The 21527-nt window shown below is 65.9% G+C and carries 18 protein-coding genes, 1 tRNA gene and 1 pseudogene; 4 read left to right on the top strand and 16 right to left on the bottom strand.

Annotated elements, in window-relative coordinates; all coding sequences use genetic code 11:
- Window positions 1-335 precede the first annotated feature (335 nt).
- From ABIA65_RS26725 to ABIA65_RS26675, 11 genes are all read right to left on the bottom strand, one after another.
- Complete coding sequence (locus ABIA65_RS26725; protein WP_354525421.1) at window positions 336-1361, bottom strand: 6-phosphofructokinase; 1026 nt, start codon at window positions 1359-1361, stop codon at window positions 336-338.
- Window positions 1362-1367: 6 nt separating this feature from the next.
- Window positions 1368-2363, bottom strand: a complete 996-nt coding sequence (gene dhaK, locus ABIA65_RS26720; RefSeq protein ID WP_354525420.1) for a dihydroxyacetone kinase subunit DhaK — start codon at window positions 2361-2363, stop codon at window positions 1368-1370.
- A complete protein-coding gene (dhaL, locus tag ABIA65_RS26715) occupies window positions 2360-3037 on the bottom strand; it encodes a dihydroxyacetone kinase subunit DhaL (protein ID WP_354525419.1) in 678 nt (225 codons plus the stop codon). The genes dhaK and dhaL overlap by 4 nt, the downstream gene beginning before the upstream one ends.
- Before the next feature lie 2 nt (window positions 3038-3039).
- Entirely contained in the window at window positions 3040-3846 is an 807-nt protein-coding gene (locus ABIA65_RS26710) for an HAD-IA family hydrolase (RefSeq protein ID WP_354525418.1), read from the bottom strand.
- Window positions 3843-4703: a class II fructose-bisphosphate aldolase gene (locus tag ABIA65_RS26705; protein WP_354525417.1), complete on the bottom strand. Its 861-nt coding sequence runs from the start codon at window positions 4701-4703 to the stop codon at window positions 3843-3845. The genes ABIA65_RS26710 and ABIA65_RS26705 overlap by 4 nt, the downstream gene beginning before the upstream one ends.
- A 100-nt stretch (window positions 4704-4803) precedes the next feature.
- Window positions 4804-6111: an MFS transporter gene (locus ABIA65_RS26700; RefSeq protein ID WP_354525416.1), complete on the bottom strand. Its 1308-nt coding sequence runs from the start codon at window positions 6109-6111 to the stop codon at window positions 4804-4806.
- Window positions 6112-6118: 7 nt separating this feature from the next.
- Window positions 6119-7510 carry a phosphonoacetate hydrolase gene (phnA, locus tag ABIA65_RS26695; RefSeq protein WP_354525415.1) on the bottom strand — a complete coding sequence of 464 codons (1392 nt, stop codon included), beginning with the start codon at window positions 7508-7510 and terminating at the stop codon, window positions 6119-6121.
- A 152-nt stretch (window positions 7511-7662) separates the two neighbouring features.
- On the bottom strand, window positions 7663-8811 hold the full coding sequence (locus tag ABIA65_RS26690) for an alpha-D-ribose 1-methylphosphonate 5-triphosphate diphosphatase (RefSeq protein WP_354525414.1): 1149 nt from the start codon (window positions 8809-8811) through the stop codon (window positions 7663-7665).
- 167 nt (window positions 8812-8978) lie between these two features.
- On the bottom strand, window positions 8979-9767 hold the full coding sequence (locus tag ABIA65_RS26685; protein WP_354525413.1) for an SDR family NAD(P)-dependent oxidoreductase: 789 nt from the start codon (window positions 9765-9767) through the stop codon (window positions 8979-8981).
- 52 nt (window positions 9768-9819) lie between these two features.
- Window positions 9820-10713: an oxidoreductase gene (locus ABIA65_RS26680; protein ID WP_354525412.1), complete on the bottom strand. Its 894-nt coding sequence runs from the start codon at window positions 10711-10713 to the stop codon at window positions 9820-9822.
- Window positions 10714-11167: 454 nt separating this feature from the next.
- A complete protein-coding gene (locus tag ABIA65_RS26675) occupies window positions 11168-11887 on the bottom strand; it encodes a GntR family transcriptional regulator (protein ID WP_354525411.1) in 720 nt (239 codons plus the stop codon).
- Between the two features lie 406 nt (window positions 11888-12293).
- Between ABIA65_RS26675 and ABIA65_RS26670 the strand changes: the two genes are divergently transcribed.
- From ABIA65_RS26670 to ABIA65_RS26660, 3 genes are all read left to right on the top strand, one after another.
- Window positions 12294-12857: an HD domain-containing protein gene (locus tag ABIA65_RS26670; protein WP_354525410.1), complete on the top strand. Its 564-nt coding sequence runs from the start codon at window positions 12294-12296 to the stop codon at window positions 12855-12857.
- Window positions 12854-13783: a phosphate acyltransferase gene (locus ABIA65_RS26665; protein WP_354525409.1), complete on the top strand. Its 930-nt coding sequence runs from the start codon at window positions 12854-12856 to the stop codon at window positions 13781-13783. Before ABIA65_RS26670 ends, ABIA65_RS26665 begins: the two co-directional genes overlap by 4 nt.
- Window positions 13784-13858: 75 nt before the next feature.
- Window positions 13859-15241 carry an MFS transporter gene (locus ABIA65_RS26660; protein ID WP_354525408.1) on the top strand — a complete coding sequence of 461 codons (1383 nt, stop codon included), beginning with the start codon at window positions 13859-13861 and terminating at the stop codon, window positions 15239-15241.
- Window positions 15242-15375: 134 nt separating this feature from the next.
- On the opposite strand, the pseudogene ABIA65_RS26655 reads toward ABIA65_RS26660, so the two are convergent.
- Window positions 15376-15744 (bottom strand): annotated as a pseudogene (locus ABIA65_RS26655) (transposase); the annotation flags it as partial.
- A 40-nt stretch (window positions 15745-15784) separates the two neighbouring features.
- Between ABIA65_RS26655 and ABIA65_RS26650 the strand changes: the two are divergent.
- A complete protein-coding gene (locus tag ABIA65_RS26650) occupies window positions 15785-15961 on the top strand; it encodes a hypothetical protein (protein ID WP_354525407.1) in 177 nt (58 codons plus the stop codon).
- Window positions 15962-16055: 94 nt separating this feature from the next.
- Here ABIA65_RS26650 and ABIA65_RS26645 read toward each other — a convergent pair whose 3' ends face one another.
- The 4 genes from ABIA65_RS26645 to ABIA65_RS26630 form a co-directional block, all read right to left on the bottom strand.
- Window positions 16056-16265, bottom strand: a complete 210-nt coding sequence (locus tag ABIA65_RS26645) for a hypothetical protein (protein WP_354525406.1) — start codon at window positions 16263-16265, stop codon at window positions 16056-16058.
- A gap of 162 nt (window positions 16266-16427) precedes the next feature.
- Window positions 16428-16501, bottom strand: a tRNA-Met gene (locus ABIA65_RS26640).
- 51 nt (window positions 16502-16552) lie between these two features.
- A complete protein-coding gene (locus ABIA65_RS26635; RefSeq protein WP_502919621.1) occupies window positions 16553-17953 on the bottom strand; it encodes an FAD-binding oxidoreductase in 1401 nt (466 codons plus the stop codon).
- A 127-nt stretch (window positions 17954-18080) separates the two neighbouring features.
- Window positions 18081-21518 carry an ATP-binding protein gene (locus ABIA65_RS26630; protein ID WP_354525405.1) on the bottom strand — a complete coding sequence of 1146 codons (3438 nt, stop codon included), beginning with the start codon at window positions 21516-21518 and terminating at the stop codon, window positions 18081-18083.
- Window positions 21519-21527 lie beyond the last annotated feature (9 nt).

Raw genomic sequence — 21527 nt, 5'->3', positions numbered from 1 at the left:
GGATCCGACACAGTTGATGGCCGGGAACGCGAAGGAGTGCTCCTTGGCACGGCCCAGCATCTCGGCGTAGACCTCGGGCGTGGCGATGGGCATGGAACTTCCTCTCGAACGCTGTTGTACGGGGAAACTGTCACACACCGCAACAGTGACGGCGACTTGCGGTCGCATCGCCGACTTCTGCTGGGCGCTGGTACCCACGAGCTCCCGGAAGAACGCAGCTGTGTCCATTCCGCGGCAGGTTGCGTCATCCTGCCAGACGAATCGCGCCTGGCGAGGTGTCAGCCGAAACGTGATGCGGGATCCGGCGTTCGTCGTCGAATGCCCTCCGCCGGCGGTCATCCCAACAGGGTGAGGACCTCTTCGTAGCGGCTGGTCGGTACGGTCTTCAGCTCGGTGACGGCGTCATCGAGCGGGACGTTGACGAGGCCGGTGCCGTGAATGGCCACCATGGTTCCCCAATTGCCCTCATGCGCCGAGCGCACCGCTGCCATGCCGACTCGCGTGGCAAGGACGCGGTCGAACGCGGTGGGGACCGCGCCACGCTGGATGTATCCGAGTGTGGTTGCGCGTGTCTCGATGCCGGTGTTCTCCTCGATGAGTGAGGCCAGGACGTCGCCGATGCCGCCCAGTCGCGGCCGGCCGAACGTATCAAGGCCGTGCCGATGGTGCGGTGTGTCCATGGTGTCCAGCGAGAAGCCCTCGGCCACGACCGCGAGCGGCGTGCGGCCACGATCTCTCGTGCTCTCCATCCACGTGCAGATCTGCTTGACCGAGACCTTCACCTCCGGAATGAGGATTGCATGCGCGCTGGACGCGAGACCCGCATGCAACGCAATCCACCCTGCGTTGCGGCCCATTACCTCGACGACCATGCACCGGTGGTGTGCCTCCCCCGAGGTTTGGATCCGGTCGATCGCCTCGGTCGCCACCTCCACCGCAGTATCGAACCCAAAGCTGTAGTCCGTGGCCGACAGATCGTTGTCGATGGTCTTCGGCACACCGATCACATTGACACCGCCCCGCTGCAACTCCGCAGCGACCGAGAGCGTTCCCTCACCGCCGATCGCGATGAGAGCGTCGACGCCGGCGTCGGTCAACACGCTGTACACGGTGGGATCGTCCGTCCCGGCCGCGAACGGGTTGGTCCGGGACGTCCCCAATACCGTGCCGCCGCGGCGGTTGAGCCCACGCACCGCGCGCCAGTCCAGCGGGACGTGATCGCGCTCCATCACGCCCCGCCATCCGTCCTTGAAGCCGACGAACTCGTCGTCGTATGCGCGGGTGCCTTGCAGTACTGCGCCGCGGATCACGGCGTTCAAGCCGGGGCAATCGCCGCCGCTGGTCAATATGCCGAGTCGCATCCTGGATCAGTAGATCCGCAGCGCGGTGGACGCGGGCGCATCCAGCAGTTCGGCGATTTCGTCATCAAGTTCGACGAGCGTGATCGATGCCCCGGCCATGTCCAACGCGGTGCAGTAGTTGCCGACGTAGGACCGTTCCACCTGTAGCCCCTTGCCGACGAGTCGCTCGTGGGCGTGACCATAGAGCAGGTAGAGCTCGCTGATCGGCGTCGAGCCCAACCCATTGATCATCAGTGCCACTCGAGCACCCGGTTCGTAGGGCTTGTCGGCGACGACGGTGTCGACCATCTCGTCGATGATCTCGTTGGCGGAACGCAACTTCTCCCGTCGGCGTCCTGGCTCTCCGTGTATGCCGACACCGAATTCCACTTCGTCAGCGGCCAACTCGAACAATGGCGCGCCCTTGGCCGGAGGCGAGCACGCTGTGAGCGCGATGCCGAGCGAGCGCGTATTGGCGTTCACCCGCTCACCAATGGTACGGACGGCGTCGAGCTCATGGCCTCGTTCAGAGGCGGCGCCCACCGCCTTGATGACGAAGAAGTTGCCGGCGACACCGCGCCGTCCGACGGTGTAGGTCGAATCTTGCACCGCGACATCATCATTGATGAAGAGCAGTTGGGCTTTGATGCCTTCATCGGTGGCCATCTCCTGCGCCATCTCGAAGGCCATCTTGTCACCGGTGTAGTTGTTCACCAGGAGCAGGACACCCGCGTCCGTGGCGACCTCGCGGATCGCCGCCAGCACGTAATCAACTGGCGGCGCGGCGAAGACGTCTCCTGGGCAGGCCACGTCGAGCATGCCCGGCCCCACGTTCATGACGTGGGCCGGCTCGTGCCCGGACCCCGAGCCCTGCACGATGGCAACCTTGTTGGGCACCGGAGCATCCGCACGGACGATGAGGTTGAACTTCGGCTCGTAGCGCAGGGTGTGCGGATTGGCGCGGGCGATCCCGTTGAGGATCTCGGCGACGAAGTCCTTCGGATCGTTGACGAATCGCTTCATCGTGCTGATTCCTTTTGTAGTGGGACAGACGGGTCGGGATTCACACCCGATGACCAGAGCCCTGCGATGTTCTCGGCCATGAGCGCGACGGCGACTGCACCGGGGTCCTCGTATCCGATGCTGCGATCGCCGACGTAACTCGCCCGCCCGCGGCTGGCCTTGAGTGCCTTGGTGTGGGTGGCACCTCGGCGGGCGGCTGCTGCAACCGCGACGGCGACGGCGTGCGGAGCGTCGGATCGCGTCATTGCCGCCGACAGTTCGTCGCGCACCGGGTACAGCGCATCGAGCAGGGTCTTGTCCCCGGCCGTGGCGCCTCCACGGTGTTCGATCCCGCCGATGGCGGCGTCAATCATGGCGTGGGCATCGTGCAGGTCGAGTTCTGGGCGATCCTTGACCGCTGCACCGGCTCGCATGAAGCCGGTACCCCAGATCGGACCGGAGGTTCCGCCGAGCCGGGTCGCCAGGGTAGTCGCCACCCCCCGCAGAAAGCTCGACGGATTGGAGTCGTCGATCGCGTCCCAGTTCTCCATTACCGATTCGAAACCGCGCGCCAGCGAGTAGCCGAAGTCGCCGTCGCCCGCCACCGCATCCAAGTCGCAGAAGTACTGTTCGTTCTGCACCGCAGTGTCCGCGATGACTCGCACTGCTGCACGTACTGATTCAAAGGAACTCATGACTACTCCCGGTGTGTTGAGGTAAGCGGTTGGCGGCATCGGGCTAGAAGCCGCCGTAACGCCTCGGTATCGATGGTGTCTCCGAAATCGACTCGGTAGGGGTCGGATAGGACCTTCGTCGGCTCGTCTGCGTCACCCAGCGACGTCACGACGGCTGCAGCAGGTGTGAAATCCTCTGTCAGCGTGTAGCTGCTTGGTGTGACGATGCACGCCAGTCCGGCTGATATAGCTGCGCGCATCCCGACGGCGCTGTCCTCCACGACGATCGTGGTCTCGGGGTTGGCACCCAAGCGGTCCAGTGCGAGTAGGTAGATGTCCGGTGCGGGTTTCTTCGCAGGCACCACGTCACCGGCGAAAATCGGTATGTCCTCTGCTGCTCCGTGTCCCACGATGGAGTCGAGAACCGAGCGCACGGATTCCGGCGCGGAGGTCGATGCCACGGCAACCTGCCATCCGTCCGACAGCGCCGAGCGAATCAGGCGCGCCACTCCGGTCCGTGGCGGCACCACACCGTCGGCGACCAGGGAACGGTAGATGGCGGTCTTCACCTTGTGGATTTGGGGGACCAGATCGGCGGCTGGACCGTCCTCCCCGAACGCCACCTGGTGGCGGGGATCGGCGAAGGCGGCGGTGATGCGCTCCTTACCGCCGCCGATGCGGACGAGTTCGGCGTACTCCTCATCGCTCCACCGCATGGGAATGCCGAGTTCCGAGAACGCGCCGTTGAACGCCGGCAGGTGTCCGTGTCGTTCCGTGTCGGCCAGCACTCCGTCGCAGTCGAATATCAGCGTGTAATCCGCACCGGTCACGACGCGGCCCCCGCACTTCCGAACTGCCGCATCAGATCCGACACCATGAGTTGAATCTGCCCCGCGGTGTCCTTGAACAGTGATGGCGGATCCCACCTGTCGGTGCGCTCGGCCTCCCGCAGGTGGTCCAGGCCGGCCCGCATGTACGTCATCTTCAGGGCCGTGGAGATGTTCACCTTCGCGCACCCGAGCGAGATCAAGCGGGTGAAGTCGGGCTCCGTCAGCCCACTGCCGCCGTGCAGTGCGATGGGGACGCTCGTCGCCTCGACGATGTCCTCCACGCGCGCGAAGTCGAGTACGGGTTCCTGCTTGTACACGCCGTGCGCGTTCCCGATGGCGGGGGCGAAGACGTCCACACCGGTGCCCTCGATGAAGTCGAGCACGGTTTCCAATGTCTGGCGTTGACCCTCCTCGTCGGACCCGTGGTCGTCCTCGACTCCGGTGATCGACTCGATCTCGCCTTCGACGTGAGCGCCGTGCAGGCGGGCTTCGGCGACGACTTCGATCGTTTGACGCCGGTTCTCGGCCACCGGAAGCTCGGATGCGTCGAAGAGTACCGAGTTCCAGCCGAGTTCAAGGCATTCGGTGATCACCGTGCGGTCCGGGCAGTGATCGAGATGAAGCGACACCGGCACCTCGATGCCCGCGGTCATCGCCTCCCACATCGCGAACAGGGTCGCGGCTCCGGCGCTGCGGACGGTCTTGACCGACGTCTGCACGATGAGCGGAGAACGTTCCGCGACGGCCGTGGCCAGCACCGCCTCCATCGTCAAGTCGTTGAACACGTTGATCGCGGGGACGCCGTACCTCTCGTCGAACGCGGGCTTGAGAATCGCGTTCAAGGGCACTACGGGCATGTACTTCTCTCCTCGGTTGAAACTGTCGTGGATGTCCGGAACACGGTCGCGGCATCTGTTGTGAAACTGATTGTTTGGCGTGGTCGCGCCGTCGAGCGGGTCACCGTCTGATCGTGAATGCGGCGGCAGCGCTCAGCACACAGCTGGTGGCGACGATGGGGAAGACCAGTGAGGTGTCCTTGGTGCCGTCGATCAGGTGACCGATGAGCGGCTCGGCGGCGCCTGCGAAGACGTACGAGAAGCAGTTGACCACTCCGGTGGCCGTGCCGGCCATCCGCTTGCCCACGAGATCCGGGCACAGAGCCCAGAACGACGACTGCGGTCCATAGACGAAGAATCCGGCGAGGAACAGCACCACCATTGCGCCGTAGGTGCCCAGGTCGGCCAGCCACAGGGTCACGGCACAGATGCCGCCGGCCAGCATGAACAGCATGATGGGCCGGTCGCGTCGCGAGCCGAAGAACCGGTCGGACAACTGGCCGTTCGTCAACGCCCCGACGGCCATACCGAAAGGCAGTGCCACCGTGATCCACAGCGGGCTGATCCCGCCGTCGCCCGACTTCCAGTCGGAACCCAGGAAGTGCACCGGCACCCAGATCAACAATCCGTAACGCGCGGCGTTCTGGAAACCGATCGCGACGCCCGTGGACCAGATTTTCCGGTTGCGTAGTACCAACCGGTACCGGGTCAGCGACCGCTCCTGATCCTCGCCATCGACCTGTGGCTCCTCGTCGATGACATCTCGCGCCGTGTGCGACGCCGGCGGCGTGACACCGGCGGCCTTCGGACTCTCACGGGCAACGAGATAGAAGGTGATGCCGCCGACGAGCATGAGCAGGACCGGGATTCGGAAGATCCAGTGCCACGAGAGGTGGAAGGTGTCGACCACGAGGGTCGAGGTGACGAAAGCGAGAACCGACGCCATGCCGGCTGCGAAGGTGTAGAAGCTGAAGCTCTTTCCGCGTTCGTGCGACCCCCACCAGTTGGAGATGACGCGACCACCGGACGGCCAGCCTGCTGCCTGGACGAATCCGTTAGCTGCCCACGGCACCGCGAGCGTCTTGGCGCCGACCGCAAAACTCGTGCACCAGTTCAGGATCGTCGAAACCACCGCGCCCGCGGTCATCAGGCGGTGGCCGCCCCACTTGTCCGCGAGGTTGCCGTTGATCATCTGTCCGAGCGCATAGGACCACAGCATGGCGCCACTGATTGCGCCGAGCGTGGTCTTGCTGAGCCCCAGATCCGCCTGGAGGCCAGGGATGGCGAACCCGAAAGTCTGTCTGCCCGTGTAGAAGAACAGGTAACAGAACATCGCGGCCAGCAGCATGCGCCACTTGAGGCGCGAGTACGTCTGTTCGGATACTTCGACAGGATCGAATTCCGAGGGCTTCTGGAACGTGCTGGACATCGTTGTTTCACCGATCCTCTGTAGTGCTGACCATTGCTTCGACGGGGGATGTTGTCTTCTGCTGCTGTGCGGTGAGGGTGGTCGCCACCCAGAAGGCGTCGTAGTTGTGCACGTAGGCGAGGTCGCCGTAAGGCTCGTCGAGTGCGGGCGGTCTCGGCAGTTCGCGATTGACGATGAAGGGAATCTGCAACTCCCCCAACGCACCGTGCGAGCGCAGGGGGGCGTCGAGACCGCTCAGGTCATGCCATTCTGCGTACCGCCCCAGAGCCGTTCCGGCCTCGGCCAGCACCACGATGTCGCCGATCCGATCGGGTGGAAGGGCATACAGACGGGCAGCCTCGTCCCGGGTATGTACCGCCTGGATGCCGCCCAGGGCGCGGAGGGCGGTGATCAGCGAGTTGCGATCCGCGCCGACGGGCGCGTAGATACTGGCGAATGAGCCGAGCGCGCCATGGTGAACCGTGTACGGATCCGTGATCGGCAGAATGACACGCACTCCGTCGTCGCCCTCGCCATCGCTGGAAGATCTTGCAATGTCCAAGATTCGGCGCACTTCGTCCTCGACGTACACGACGCGAGGGTGGCCTGCGTCGTCGCTCTTGGCGCTCATGCCGTGGTCGGCGGTGAGCACCACCGTCGCCCCGAGCTCATCGAGTCGTGCGGCGTAGGAGTCGATCATCGCGTAGAAGTCATTGGCGACGTCGGTACCCGGTGCGTGCTTGTGTTGGACGAAGTCGCTGAGCGACAGGAACATCAGATCGACGGGTCGTGAAGCGAGAATAGCGACGCCCGCCGCAAGGACGAACTCGCTCAGATCAGCTGAATAGACGCTTGGTTGGGGCTTGCCGACGAGGGCAGGCACGTCCGTTATGCCGTTCTCCGCCAAGGTCGCGTCGTCGGCGCTCTCTGCTGAGAAGCAGATGCCAGTCCGTGACGGTGCCACGAACCCCGGACCGCCATCAAGGCTCGGTCCCTCCTCGACCAAGCCCGCGCCGAGGATTCGTCGGAGCTTGTTCTTCGCCGTCACGACGACGACGTCGAGCCCGGCTTCGTTGGCAGCGGCGAAGATGGTCGGTGCACGCAGGAAACGCTTGTCGTTCATCAACGTCTCCTCACCGGTCTCCGGGTCGAAGAGGTAGTTGCCGCTGATGCCGTGCACGACCGGTGGATGCCCAGTGGCGATCGAGACATTATTGGGGTTGGTCAACGCGGGCATCGCACAGTGCGCAGGCCAATTGCTCGAGGGTCCATCCAGCGTGCGGGTCAACCACGGCATGCGTCCGGCCTTCATCGCCGCGACGTGATAGTCAGGCTCGCTGCCGTCGATGCAAATGACGACGGCCGGCGACTCGGGCGCTGAGTAAGTGCGACCGTTGACGGTGAACGAGGTCGATCCCACGTTGGGCTCTCCTGATGGCTACGTGAATGGTGTCACATTGCACACTGCCCGTGATCGCGGTCACGCAGAACCCGTCATCTGCCTATCGGCGCCATAGTCGAAACCGCATAGAGCGAGCCGTCATCCGGTTCTCGCAGGTGGGTGAGGTGTTCTCATACGAGTCCCAGTTGCGGAGCCCCGTTGCGCCACACCTGTCGTACCAACGGCGTGCCTGCTGTGACATCCACCGCGGCGATGTCGGCGACAAGACCCTCGGCGATCTCGCCACGGTCGCTGAACCCGGCGAGTCGCGCCGGTCCCCGGGTCACGAGGTTGAGCGCATCAGCCCAAGAGACACATTGGTCTCGCACGATGCTGTACGCAGCCTCCAGCATCGAACTTGGATGGTAATCGGAGACCATTGCGTCGACCATGCCCGCGCGGACTGCCGTGCGCGCAGACAGCCAGGCGAGGTGCGACCGGCCCTGCCATGCGTTCGGGGCTCCGACCACCACCGACATGCCGAGCCGGCGAGCTTCGATCGCCGCCTCGATGGTCAGGGGGAATTCCGAGATCGAGGCCCCCACGCTTGCTGCCGCCACGACATCAGCGGGCGTGACGTCGTCGTGCGATGCCAGCGGGATCCCGGCGGTGCGTGCGGCCTCGGCAACACGCAATCTCGCAGCAGAGGTGTCCTGGGCGCGCACCCGGCGCGCGGAGGCTAGGCGTGCTCTCTCTTCGGGGGCACCAGGGTGCGAGCGCAGGTAGAGCTCCTGCCACGCCAAGCGGTCATGGGCGTACTGCCCGACGCCGGGAGCGTGAACCATGTAGGAGACCATCCGGGTAGCTCCGCTGTCGAGGAGTCGTCCGGGTAGCGGGAGTAGCTCCGCGCTGAGTTCGAACCGCACGTGCAGATAGCAATCCGTCCTGAGCCGACTTCGTTGGCTTTCAAGGGCGTTTAGCCATTCCAGGGGATCTGCGACGTCTCCCCACACGGTCAGGTCTCGATCGATCGTGACGCACAGGCACTGTGTCGTCACTCCGTTAGAGATCGCCTCCGTGTCAGCCTGCGCGACGGTGGATCCGAGGGGGAACCGAGTGCCTGGTCGGGGTTGTCGCCTCCGACTGAGGGTGTCGCTGTGCAGATCGATGACACCGGGAATGAGATCGAGTGATCGAATCTCGGTGACCTGATTGCGGCGGGGGCTGTGTCGCGACACTTCCTCGACGATGCCGCCGCGAATGGTCACGAACGGGTACGCCATCTCCCGCCCACCTACCAGCGCGCGACGGGAATGCAAGGTGACCACGGTGTCGTTCATGTGACTCCGAGTATGCGCCGTCTCGGCTAACTCCCGCATGGAGGCATGGCTCGCACGCACCTCCACTCCGTCCCACCACGCGTCCTCCACGGTTGCGGTGCGCTTGCCTCGACCACTTATGTTCTGGGAGGGCAGAACCGCGTGTGGGCCTACCGCCGTCGGATGACTCAGACCGCTGCCTTGGTGTAGCCTCCGTCGATGTTGTAGGCCACGCCGGTGATCCACGCGCCGTGATCTGATGCGAGGAAGGCTGCCAGTGCCGCGACCTCCTCTGGCATCCCGAATCGGCCCATCGGAATGTCCACCTTGGCCACGCTGGCCAATACTGAGTCAACCGTCGTCCGCGAGTCGTCCACCATGGTCTCGGCCATCCGCCGCCATAGCGGCGTGTCGATGCGGGCCGGGCAGATGCTGTTCACGGTCACCGTGGGAGCCAACTCATTGGCCATGGTCTTGGAGAACGCGAGCACAGCCGCCTTGGCGGCGTTGTAGTCACCGCGGCCGGCCGGTGGCTGGTGCCCGTTGACCGACGAGATGTTGACGATCCGCGCGTACTTGCTCTTCAGCAGGTGCGGGATCGCGGCCCGTGAACAGCGGACGGTGCTCATGAGCGAGGTCTCCAGCATGGCGGACCACTCGTCGTCTCCGGTGCGCCAGTCGTGGCCCATGATCGAGTCCCCGACGTTGTTGACGAGGATGTCGATGCGACCGTAGTGCGTGGCGACCTCGTCCGTCATCTGTTCGATGCTTGCCGTCGCACACAGGTCGCCTTGGAAGACGTACGGATCTCCAGCGACGTCTCCGATCTCACTTGCCGTCTCCTCCAACGCTTCTCGACCGCGCGCGCCAATGGCGACCGACGCACCGAGCCCGGCGAACTCCAAGGCGATCGCGCGGCCGATTCCCTTGCTGCCTCCCGCGATGAGGGCGACACGGCCGGTGAGGTCGAGATTCAATGCAGGCTCCTGACCCTACTCAGTGTGATTGACGGGCAAGAAGGGTCCGCGACTAGCCGGGCCCGTCGCTGGCAGCCGCCAGGAGCGGCACGAGCAGATCGCTGATCGGTGTGGGAATACCGTGGGAGCGCCCGAGCCTCTGCACGACTCCGTTCCGGCTGTCCCATTCGAGACGCCGGCCCGCCTCCCGGTCGGCCAGGATGGAGGTGCCCATGTCGGCTGGAAGAGCGTGGAACTTGTCGACGATCTCCTGGGGCACTTCGTCGCCCAGTGACACACCCTCGGCACGTGCAACGGCCACGCATTCCTTCAGGTAGGCCAGGGACAGCGCGGTGATGTCGGTGCGGGCGAACATGCCGGCACGACGCCCGGTGAGAACCTGCAGGCCAGCGACCGCGTTCTGAAGAAGCTTTCGCCATGCAACCGATGCGAAGTCCGCGGCGACGTCGACCGAGACTCGAGTGCCGCGGAGGGCGGCGAGCACGACGTTCGCCGCTGCCGTGTCCGGCAGGCTCAGGCGCGGCTCACTGCGAAGCCACACCGAGGCATCGGGTCCTCGTTGGGCAGGAAACCACACGACCGCGGGCAGCACCGGGCCGCCTGCCACCAGCGGCTCGACGAGCGATCGTTGTTCAATACCGTTCTGCAGCACGCACACAACGGTCTTGGCAGTGCACAGAGCCGACAACCAGGGAGCTGCTGCTTCCACCTGAGTTGACTTCACCGCGACGAACACCAGGTCGAAGGTATCGTTGACCTCCGTCGGATCTATCCGGACGGGGCCTGGCACGACGACACATCCGTCGTCATCGCGCAGTTCTAAACGTCCGTGCGCCGTGCGTCCGCAGATCGTCGGCGTACGACCGACCTCGTGCAGCGCCGCCGCCACGGTCGTGCCGATGGCTCCGGGCCCAACCAGTGCGACGTTTGGATCTTGCGACGTCATCAGCAACTCGTCCTCTTGTTTCAGCGGCCCCTGGACGGCTACCGTTCAGCAGGAGCGGCGCCGGCCGACCGCCAGCCGGAGATGACAACGCTAGCGTGCCATACTTGACTAATCAAGTGGAACGGCGGGTGCTTGTCGTCGCACTAGGCATTCAGAAGACTCCCAATCACCGAGGGATCGTGATATCAACGGGGCCGTGCGAATCGAGGACGAAGAGCACCTCTCCCGGCCCCACGCCCCGTGCGCCTTCCCACGCCGGCGATGGACGGATACGTGCGCGGTCGGCGAGCAACTGCTTTCGACAGCGCCTCGAACGGACGAGCTTTCCACTATTCAGCAAACCGAACCGAGACACCTCTAACAAGTGATTCGGTCCCCGCACGCGGTTCGTCCCGCAGGCACCGGAAGACCGAGCACTTCAACGTCGCGGCCGACCCATCTCGGCGGTGGACGCTCACTTCATCTCGATGATGAGGTCCACCGTGTCGGGTCGTAGCCACGTTTCACCGAACTCGATCACTCGCCCTCGCGAACGGGGTTCTTCCAGGACGGCCGACAGTCGATGAATCATCGGCGCCCCGCGCAGCTCGAGATGCACAGCCACGTCGGAGGGCGCTGGCCTCAATTCCACTTTGACCCAGGCTCGGATCGGCTCGATGCCGTAGCAATCCGCGAGCACACCGTGCAACGAGGCACCGTCCTCAAGCCGTGAACGGAAGCGCGGCAACAGATCGCCGGGCAGATAGCTGGTGGTGCACGCCGCGATCAGTCCGTCGACGAACCGCCGTCGGACGAGAATGAATACCCGCTGACCCCGTTCGATTCTCAACTGATCGGCGATAGCCTGCGAGGCTGGGCGCTCGCGTAGGGAGATCGTGGAGATGCTCGGATCACCCCCCGCAGCCCTGACGCTTGCGCTCCAACTCGGCGAGGACCCTGGGCTGACGACATACGGAAGCCGGCGCGCCACGAACGTTCCCTTGCCCTTGCTGCGCCGGACGACGTATCTGCGCTCCAGCTCCTCCAGAGCGGACTGAGCAGTAAGCCGATTCACCGCGAAGCGCCTCGCCAACTCGTTCTCCGACGCGACCTGCGACCCCGGGTCCAAGAGTGCCAGCTCCTGCTCGAGGAGATTCGCGATCGTTTGATACCGCGGCAAGGCTCCGTCGGCCAACTGACACCCCTCTGTTGCAACTCCGCGCCGTGACAGTCCACGAGCCACCCCGTGCGCCGACCTTCTCATTGCCCGGCAGGCCTCGCGACTCGGGCGAGATTTTACCGCACGGGCAACGTCGAAGGATCCGCTCGGCTTGACGACGTCCGTACGCATCCAACGAGTGCCGCCCAGTGGCGCGACGCAATCGACTTCGATCCACACTCCGATCCGGTCACTCGATCGAGGTGGGCGCGCAAGGCGGCGCCCTCGGACATTCTTCGCGGCCGGCCGGTCTATCAGTCGGGCGATGTCCTCCCGTGCGGAACTTCTGCGCATCGCAGGCGAAGTGACTTCCACACTTGACTAGTCAAGTTGGTGCGAGTTAAGTGTGTGCGTGTTCCCCGCCACAGAGAGGCCAGATCCATTGTCCAGCCCACACTTCTCGGTTACCGCCACCGTCGACATCTTGCGGCTCGCCGAGGAAAGCCCCTATGAAGACGAAGCCGTCAACCAGTTGCAGCACGCGTTGCAAACCGCTCAGCGCGCGCGAGACGACGGCCGCGACGACGTAATGATCGCCGCGGCCCTCCTGCACGACATCGGCCGTGCACCAGCCGTTCTCGCGCACTACGGCGATGGTGTGCACGAACGCATCGGCGGGTTGTTCTGCGCCGAACACATCTCAGAGCGTGCGGCCTACCTGGTCGGTCAACACGTTCCGGCGAAGCGCTACCTCGTCGCGACTGACCCCACCTACGGCGACAGCCTCAGCCCCGCCTCGGTCCGGTCGCTCGCTCGCCAGGGTGGGCCCATGACACCAGCGGAGGTAGCGGAGTTTCAATCCCAACCGTTCCACGAAGAAGCAGCCCAACTCCGGCGTTGGGACGATGCCGCGAAGGATGGGACCGCAGTCACCGATGAGCTGTCGTCATACGAAGCAGTCCTACATCGAGTTTGGGTCACGCGGGCCCAAGCTGATCTGGCATGACGGCATCGAGCGGGCCGACGCCACTGCAAGATCCCCCGCCGGTGGATCTCGGTCCGGCCATGGCAGCAGTAGTGCAGCCGCTCAGCGCGACGTCACTGCACGCCGTTCATGGTGCGTACGCGGCTGGTCTGATCACCCCCGTCGTCATAGGCGACCGGCGACGATTCACAAACCTCTTGCGAGGCTCCGGTATCGAACCGCCTGACTGGGTGTTTCACGACGTCGACGACGACGCCGCTGCCGCCGATCGGGCGGCGGCGATGGCCGAGGCAGGGGACGTCGGGCTGGTGATCAAGGGCAACGTCAAGACACATGTCCTGATGCGTGCCGTCCTCCGCAACCGATGCTCCTCGGAGGAGTCAGGTCGTCTCAGTCATGTCTTTGCGATCTACATGCCCGAAGCGAGCTACCACAAGACGCTCTACGTGACCGACGGAGCGATCAACGTCGCTCCGTCACCGGATCTGATGGAGGTGATCGCCAACAACGCGATCGACCTCCTCCAGGCGCTGGGCATACAGCGCCCCAAGGTGGCGGTGCTCTCGGCAGCCGAAACGGTCAATCGATCCATGCCGTCATCAGTCGAGGCAGCCGTCGTGTGTGAGCGCATCAGCGCCCGAGCCGACACCTTGGGTCCCGTCGCACTCGACGTCGCGCTATCTCGAGATGCGGCCTCCATCAAGGGTATTGAATCACCCGTGGCCGGAGCCGCTGATCTCGTCGTGTGCCCGAACATCGAGTCCGCAAACGGCATCGTGAAGATGGCGGCACGTCAACCCGGAACGACCATTGCGGGGCTGGTCGTAGGCGGAAGCTATCCGATCGTTCTTCCGTCGCGTGGCGACTCGAAGCAATCTCAGCTCGCCTCGTGCGCGCTGGGGCGTAAGTACCTCGCGTGGTCTCAGTACGTCGCCCGGTGCTCGTAGTCCGGGGTTTGCCTTGGTCGACCCGACGTCACGACCCGTGTCACCGCCAATCAACCAACTAATAAGGGGCTTTCCATGACAACGTCGTCCCACCCGCAACAGATCATCAACACGACCGTAGATCGATTGCGCCGCTGGCGTATCCAGATCTTTGCGATCACCTGGCTCGTGTACTTCGCTCTGTACTTCACCCGGCAGGCGTTTTCCGCTGCCAAGGTCGGCATCCTCGCCGATCCGACCATGGCGGCAATGACGGAACCGGTGATGGGCGTCCTCGACGCCACCTACTTGACGGCGTACGCCGTCGGCCAGTTCGTGTGGGGAACGTTGGCGGACCGCTACGGGCCGCGCCGTGTTCTGCTCGTCGGGCTGGCGGTATCGGCGGCAGCCGCTGCACTGCTCGGCGTGACGACGGCCATCATCGGCTTCGCGTTCCTCATGGTCGCTCAAGGATTGGCGCAGTCGTCGGGCTGGGCTCCCCTGTGCAAGAACGTTTCTGCGTTCTTCGCCGTCAGCGAGCGCGGTCGGGTGTTTGGCTGGTGGACGACGAACTATGCGCTGGGCGGACTGGTCGCGGGCCCCTTCGCCGGATGGTGGTCCTACAGCGTCTTCCACACGTGGCGCGCATCGTTCATCTCCACGGCTGTCGTCGTAGCCGTCGTCCTTGTCATCACGGCGATCGCCCAGCGCGATACCCCGGAGGCTGCGGGCGTGGGCGACGTCGACCTTGATGAGTGGGTAGCACAACGCCAAGGACAACCCACGGCCGCCGTGATCGATCCAACGGTCGTGATCGTCGACGGACCCGACGAATCGATCATCACGGAGGAACCGGCAAAGGTCGGATTGCTTCGGGGTATTCGTGATTCCTTCATGGTCGCCGCGCGCGATAAGATGGTGCTCCGACTGGGCATCGCGTACTTCTTGCTCAAGCCGTCCAGGTACGCGATTCTCCTGTGGGGGCCCATCATCGTTCTCAAGCGAGCCCCGCAGGTCAGCAACCTCCAGGCCATCATCGTTCCGGTCGCGTTCGGTGTAGGTGGCGTCGTCGGCCCCATTCTCGTCGGTTGGGTCTCGGATCGTCTGTTCCAATCGCGTCGCATCCCCGCAACGGTCATCAGCACGGTCATTCTGGGAATCGCGGCGGCAGCCTTCATCCCGCTCACGTCGACGGGGAACGTCGCGATGATCGCCATCATGCTCGGAGTGATCGGACTCTCGATGTACGCCGCCGACTCCGTGATTTCCGGTGCTGCCGCAGTCGACTTCGGAACCAAGGAGCATGCCGGTGCCGCCGTGGGATTCGTGAATGGGCTCGGTGCCGTCGGTTCGGTGCTCGGCGGACTCATCCCAGGCTTCTTCGGTCCGGAGGTGCTCTTCTACTCATTCGCGATTCTGTCCTTCCTCACCGGACTGCTGCTGCTTCCGTCCTGGCACATGCGCGCAGCGTCGGCGTAGCTCCCTCGGCCCCGCCCGCTCATCGGTTTGACTCAACGGACCGCACTCGTGACCGCTGACAACAGCAATCACGAGTGCGGTCCTGGCCTTGACACGAGCGGAGGCTTGCGCCCGCAGCCAGGGCGTGGTCGTAGGATCTTCCGAGCGCCGACCGCGGGTACCAGCTGCGGGGTGAACGAGCCGTCGCGGTCCCGGGGCACGTCCAGGGCACCGGGCTGCACCGTCTTGGGTGAGGAGTCATTACGGGCGTTGGGCAGTGCCCGCCCGATCGGGTCGCCCTTCTCGTATCCGAGGTAATCGGTCAGCTCAGTAGCCAGCCCGCGTTCCAGGGCCAACTTGATCAACCCCGGCAGCAACCCGCCTTCACCGGTCAGAGCTACCTCGCCGGTATCGATCTGAGCCAGCAGATCATCGACCGCACTCGAGGCCCGCAGCGCCTCGGCCATCTCCACGGTGGAACCCGCCTCAACCAGCGATGAATCCACATCCTTGCCTGTCGTCACGTCCTGCAATCCTTGCCTCAACAGGACTTACACAGACCATGTGACACGCCCTTCCATTATCGCGGTCCAGACGTGCATCGCCGTCGTCAACGAGTTCACCAAAACCGTTGCCCAACATGGCATCCCCTACTCAACACCGACCGACAACGGCATGGTCTTCATAACCCGCCTGGCCGGAGGAAAAGGCGGACGCTTCCACCCAACGTTGAAGAAATGACTCACCAGACAACCCCGGCGCCAGCACCGTCGCCGAACTCCAAGACCAACTCAACGCCTCCGTCGACGACTACCACCACCGCCCACACCGCTCCCTACCGCATAAAGCCACCCCAGCGGTCATCTACACCAGCCGCCTCAAAGCCAACCCCACCACACGCATCGACACCCACAACCGCGTCCGCACCGACCGCGTCGACCAAGCCGGAGCAATCACCCTGCGCGTCAACGGCCGACTGCACCACATCGCCGTCGGCCGCCACCACCACCGAACCCGCGTCCTGATCCTGATCCAGGACCTCCACACCACCGTCATCAATGTCGCCACCAGAGGAGTCCTACGAGACTTCACCCTCGACCCCACCAGGGACTACCAACCCACCGGCGCACCCAAAGGACCCAAATCGAAAAAGCCGCGGACCTGAAGTAGGTCCGCGGCTATTCCGATGTCCTGCGACATCACCTAGTAGCGGGGACAGGATTCGAACCTGCGACCTCTGGGTTATGAGCCCAGCGAGCTACCGAGCTGCTCCACCCCGCGTCGGGTAAATACAAGGTTACAGAAGACGCAGGGCCACACCAAATCGGGTGCTCAGGCCAGTATTCCGGCCGGATCGTAGAGCTTGGCGAGCGCAGCCAACCAGTGCAGTGTGTCCGGGCCGTAGCAGCGGGCCGCCCGGTCCGGATCGCTCGACGGCGCGAAGTTCGGCATCTGCCCACCGGTGGACCACTGCGCGACGTCGGCCACCAGGGCCGCGGCGTGCGCGGGCACGCTGTCGGCCACCGGCGGAGCCAGCACCCCGATCACGGACAGCGAGTAGGCCGCGTCGCGGTGGCAGAACGCACTGCGGTGGTCCGGTTCGCGGGCGAACGCCCCGCCCAGCAGACGCAGTTCCACAATCGTCTGCGGCGACCCCGACGTCGGGCCTGCCGCGGTCAGGATGGCATCCACCGCCCCGGCCGTCAGCTCGTGCAGCAGGGCCTGGTCCTCGTTGGTCGGCATCGGGTCCACCGGGTCGGCGTGCACCATGCCGATCGCCGCGAACGGCAGGACGCCGACGGTGTCCATCACCGGGGTGGCCAGTTCGCGCATCGGCTGCAGCAGTCGCTGGGCCTCCGCCGGGTCACCGAGTGCGGTGTAGCGCAGCGCCACGGTGTACTTGCCCGCCAACGGTTCCGGAATCCCAGGCAGCGGCGGCAGCTGTTGCAGAGCGATCGACGTGTTCACCGTCTCGGGTAGGTCGCCACACCACTGCCGCCACCCGTGCAGCACGGCGGCCGTGTCCGCTGCGTCGAAGTACAGTGCGCCTCCATAGAACTCGGTGATCGGCAGCAACTCGAACTCGATGGACGTCACGATGCCCAGCATCGCTTTGGCGCCGCGTACACCCCAGAACAGGTCGGCGTGCTCATGGGGCGTAACCCACAGCACCTCCCCCGCGCCGGTGACCAGTTCGAACGCCCGCACGTGATCAGATGACAGCCCGACGGTCCGCACCAGCGGACCGATCCCGCCGCCGGTGAGGTAGCCGACGACACCGACCCCCGGTGCCGATCCGCACGGCGGCGCCAGCCCCTGCGGGACCGCAGCGTCGATCACCTGCTGCCAGATGACCCCGGCCCCGACCCGTGCCGTGCGCTCGACAACGTCCACGACGCAGCCCGACAGCCCCGAGGTGAGCACCAGGATGGTGTCGGCACCAATCCCCACCGCGCCGTGCCCCGTGGCCTGCACCGCCACGCGGAAGCCCCGCGCCGCCGCGAATCGCATGACGGCGGCCACGTCAGTCGCCGAACTTGCCAGCACCACCGCAGCCGGGTGCACGGGCACAGCGAGATTCCAGGGCATGGCCCGCTCGTACACCCGCTCACCGGGTAACGCGACGGGTGCTGCGACCCACTCCCGCAGCCCGTCCAGGGAGCCGTAGAGGGCCTCCTCCACACTGGGTTCGGTGCCGGTCTGTGCTGTGGTGGCCTGTTCTGTGTTTGTCACGGTCGTCGAGAGCCCTCTCACCAAGTCGGTTGACATTGGCGGCAAGCATCACCGAGCGCACTTGGTGAAAACTTGGCGTCCTGGGGCCCGCCCGCCGCCGATCGGCCAAGGAATGCCCAAGTCGGCGTCAGACCAGGTTGTCGGCGGCCTCGGCCATCCCGACCATGCCGAGGCGACGTGCCTCGACGGCGACCTGCGCAGCCGCCGCGCGCCGCTGCGCGTCGTCCTCGATCAGCTCGGCCGACAGCAGCGCACATCGCACCAGCGTCGGCGCCGCGCCCGTGCGCTTCGCGATACTCACCGCGCGCTCGAGGTCATCCCGGGCACCCTCACGATCCCCGGCCAGCGCACGCAGCCGCGCGGTGGCCAACGCGACCGGCCCCGCGGTGCCGACCTGACCGATCACCGCGATGCGGTCACCGAAAGGCTCCAGTTCCTCGAGCAGCGGCACGCAGAACCGGGCCAGTTGCCGGTCCGCGGCGAGATGGGCAAGCAGTACCGCATGGCCCAGCGTCGTCCACGCGTGCGGGCGGCCGCGGTCGGCGACCCAGGCCTCCAGGATCTCCACCGCCGCGTCGTCGGCGCGCGGGCCGTCCCGGTTCACCGTCATCAACGCCGTCTTGACCAGTCCCACGATGCCCTGGCCGCCGCTCTCGGCGGGTGCGGCGACGGTCGGCCAGGCCGGGTCAACCGGCCCACCCTTATCCCGCAGCAACGACACCGCCGCCAACAGACCGCTCCCCGCCTCGTAGAGCTCGGTCTGCTCGTGCACGTGCGCGGCGATGCCGTGATGGCGCTCGGCCTCGGCGAAGTCGCCGCGCCACCCGGCCAACACTGCCTCCATCCACCGCAGTTGGGCGCGCAGCACAGGCAGCTGCAGATCCTCGCTGCCCTCGATGCCCGCCGCCAGCCGACGGGCCGCCGCGTCGACGTCCCCGAGACTCATCTCGGCCATGGTGCTGACCGAGTTGGCGATCACGCCATCCTCCCGAAACCTGCTGTGCCGCAGCCCATTCAGACGGTCAGCCCAGACCAGCGTCTCTTGACTGAGGGTCGCCACCCCGGAGTAGGTGATGAGACGCCCCATCAGGACGTCGGCCAGCACCTCGGCGTCACCCGCCGACCCCGCCAACTCCTCGGCCCGCTGCAGGTAGCCCGCGGCCACCGCCGGGTCGGGGTGATAGCAGTGCCCGACGGCCAATGTCGCGAGCACCCGCGCGCCCGCACCGGCATCGACTTCGGCGACGACGGCCGCACGCTCCAGCAGCACCAGCAGGTTGCCCGGGTCGTGCCCGGGCGCCAACCACGGCCAGCCCCCACTGGCACGCAACAACGCACTGGCCACCCGGCCCACCGTCACGGCCCGCTCGGCGCGCAACGCCTCCACCAGGTAGCGCTCGACAGCGGCCAGCACCAACCGACCCCGGCCAGCGCGCGAGTAGGCATCGAGCATCGCCACCGTCATGGCGTCGCGCTCACCGTCGTCACGCGCCGAGGCCGGCAGCCGGTCATAGGCGTCCAGCGCCGCCTGCCACCACTTTCCGGCGATGTCCGAACTCCAGCGCTGGGTTGCCTCCTCCGCTGCCCGACGGCATGCGTCGACCACCACAACCGGCTCGACGAGGGGCTGCGCGGACACCAGGTGCTGCGCGCGACGGGTCACGGCCCCGTCCTCGGCACTATCGGCCAGCACCTCGGCGACCTTGGCGTGCAAGCGTTGTCGGCGCAGCGCGGGCATGCTGTCCACCAACTGCTGGCGCAGCAGACCGTGCGCGAACGCGTAACCGTCGCCGGCGTGCGAGGACACCACGATGCGCTCGTCGGCTGCCTCGTCGAGATAGTCGGCAAGGGTGTCGATGTCCAACCGCGTGGACGCCGCCAGTACCGGCACATCGACCGCGTCGCCGATCACGGCCGCGGTTCGGAGCACCTGCAACACAGCCGGGTCCAAGCCTGCCAGCCGCCGATCCAGCACCGACTTCACAGCCATGGGAATCTCACTGCCCGCTCGCTCGTCACGCGGCAGGCGGGCGTACTCGCAGACGAAGAACGGGTTGCCTGCCGTGCGTTCGGCCAGCATCGCCGACTCGGCATCGGTGACGACCTCGTCGGCGATCTGGGTGGCCAGCGCAGCGACCTCGCGCGTGGACAGCGCAGGCACCTCCACATGGCGGTTGCGCGCACCGCGGGCCACTGTCCCCAACAGCCGCCCCAGTTCGGGTGTCGGCTCGCCGTCTCGCATCGTCAGGATCATCACGATGGGGTGATCGCGCAGGGCGCCAGCGATATAGGCCAGACAGCTCACCGAGGCCGAGTCCGCCCACTGCACGTCGTCGACCACGATGGCACGTAACCCCGACGATGACTCCACCAGACGCTGAATCCGTTCGTACACCTGGAATCTCGCGGTGTCCGGGTCCGCGTGCGCGGCGATCTCCAGCACCTCGTCGACGTCGGCTTCGAGCGCACGCACCAGTTGGCGCATCGGCCACCACGGCGGGGTGGCGCGCTCATCGGGACAGCTGACCCACATCGTCTGCCCACCGCCGGCCGCCGCGAGCGCCACCGCCTCCTCAGCCAGTCTGGTCTTACCGATACCGGGCGGACCGGACAGCACCAGCCAGCGCGTGTCCCCGCCCGCCGCATCGGCGAGAACCTCTGCCACCGTGGCCAGTTCGCGATGCCGACCGATAAGCGTCAACTGCGGCTGAGCACTCGCCGCCACCGGGGCCGAGGGCACGGCGGGGGTTGGCGTGGCGTTGAGCTCGACGGCACCCGTCCACTCCGGTGACCGCGGCCAGGCGGCGAGCTCGGGTGCCTGACGCAGAACGGCAGTCTGCAGATCGCGCAGCTCCGCCCCGGGCTCCAGGCCGAGTTCGTCGTCGAGCACGCGGGCGTGACGCGTGTACGCCCCGAGGGCATCCGAGGTCCGGCCCGACCGGTAAAGGGCCAGCACGTGCAGCCAGCATGCGCGGTCCGACAACGGATGGGCCGCACTGAGTTCCGCTGCCTCCGCCAGCGCGGCAGGCGCCCGCCCGAGCGCCAGCAGCGCCGTGATCCTGCTGTCCAGACAGTCTCTGTGCAACTCGTCGACGCGGGCCGCCTCACGACCCACCCATTCCTCGTCCCGCAGATCCGCCAGAAACGGGCCGCGCCAGAGCGCGATCGCGGCGTCGGCCTGCGACAGCGCGTCGTCCCAGCGCGCCTCGTCGATCGCCGCACCAGCCCGGGCACAGCGGGTGGTGAACTCCGCGACGTCGACGTCCTCGGGCGCGACGTCGAGGTAGTACCCCGGCGACTGCCGCACGATCGGCGACGCCACGTCGGAGGCTTCGGCACCACCGCGCAGCGCCCTGCGCAGGTTGGAGACATACGCCTGCAGGCTGGCTGTCGCGCTGCCCGGGACGTCCTCGCCCCACACCGCATCGATCAGACGATCGACCGACACGACGCGCCCCTGCGCCAGCAGCAGTACCGCGAGCACGGCCCGTTGCTTGGGCGGACCGATGTCCACCGGCACGTCACCACGCGTTACGCGCAGCGGCCCCAGCAAGCGATAACGCACTCGCGCAGC

Source organism: Mycolicibacterium sp. 624 (assembly GCF_040548615.1).
In the GTDB taxonomy this organism is placed as follows: Bacteria; Actinomycetota; Actinomycetes; order Mycobacteriales; family Mycobacteriaceae; genus Mycobacterium.
This window is presented reverse-complemented; position numbering and strand designations above follow the sequence as displayed.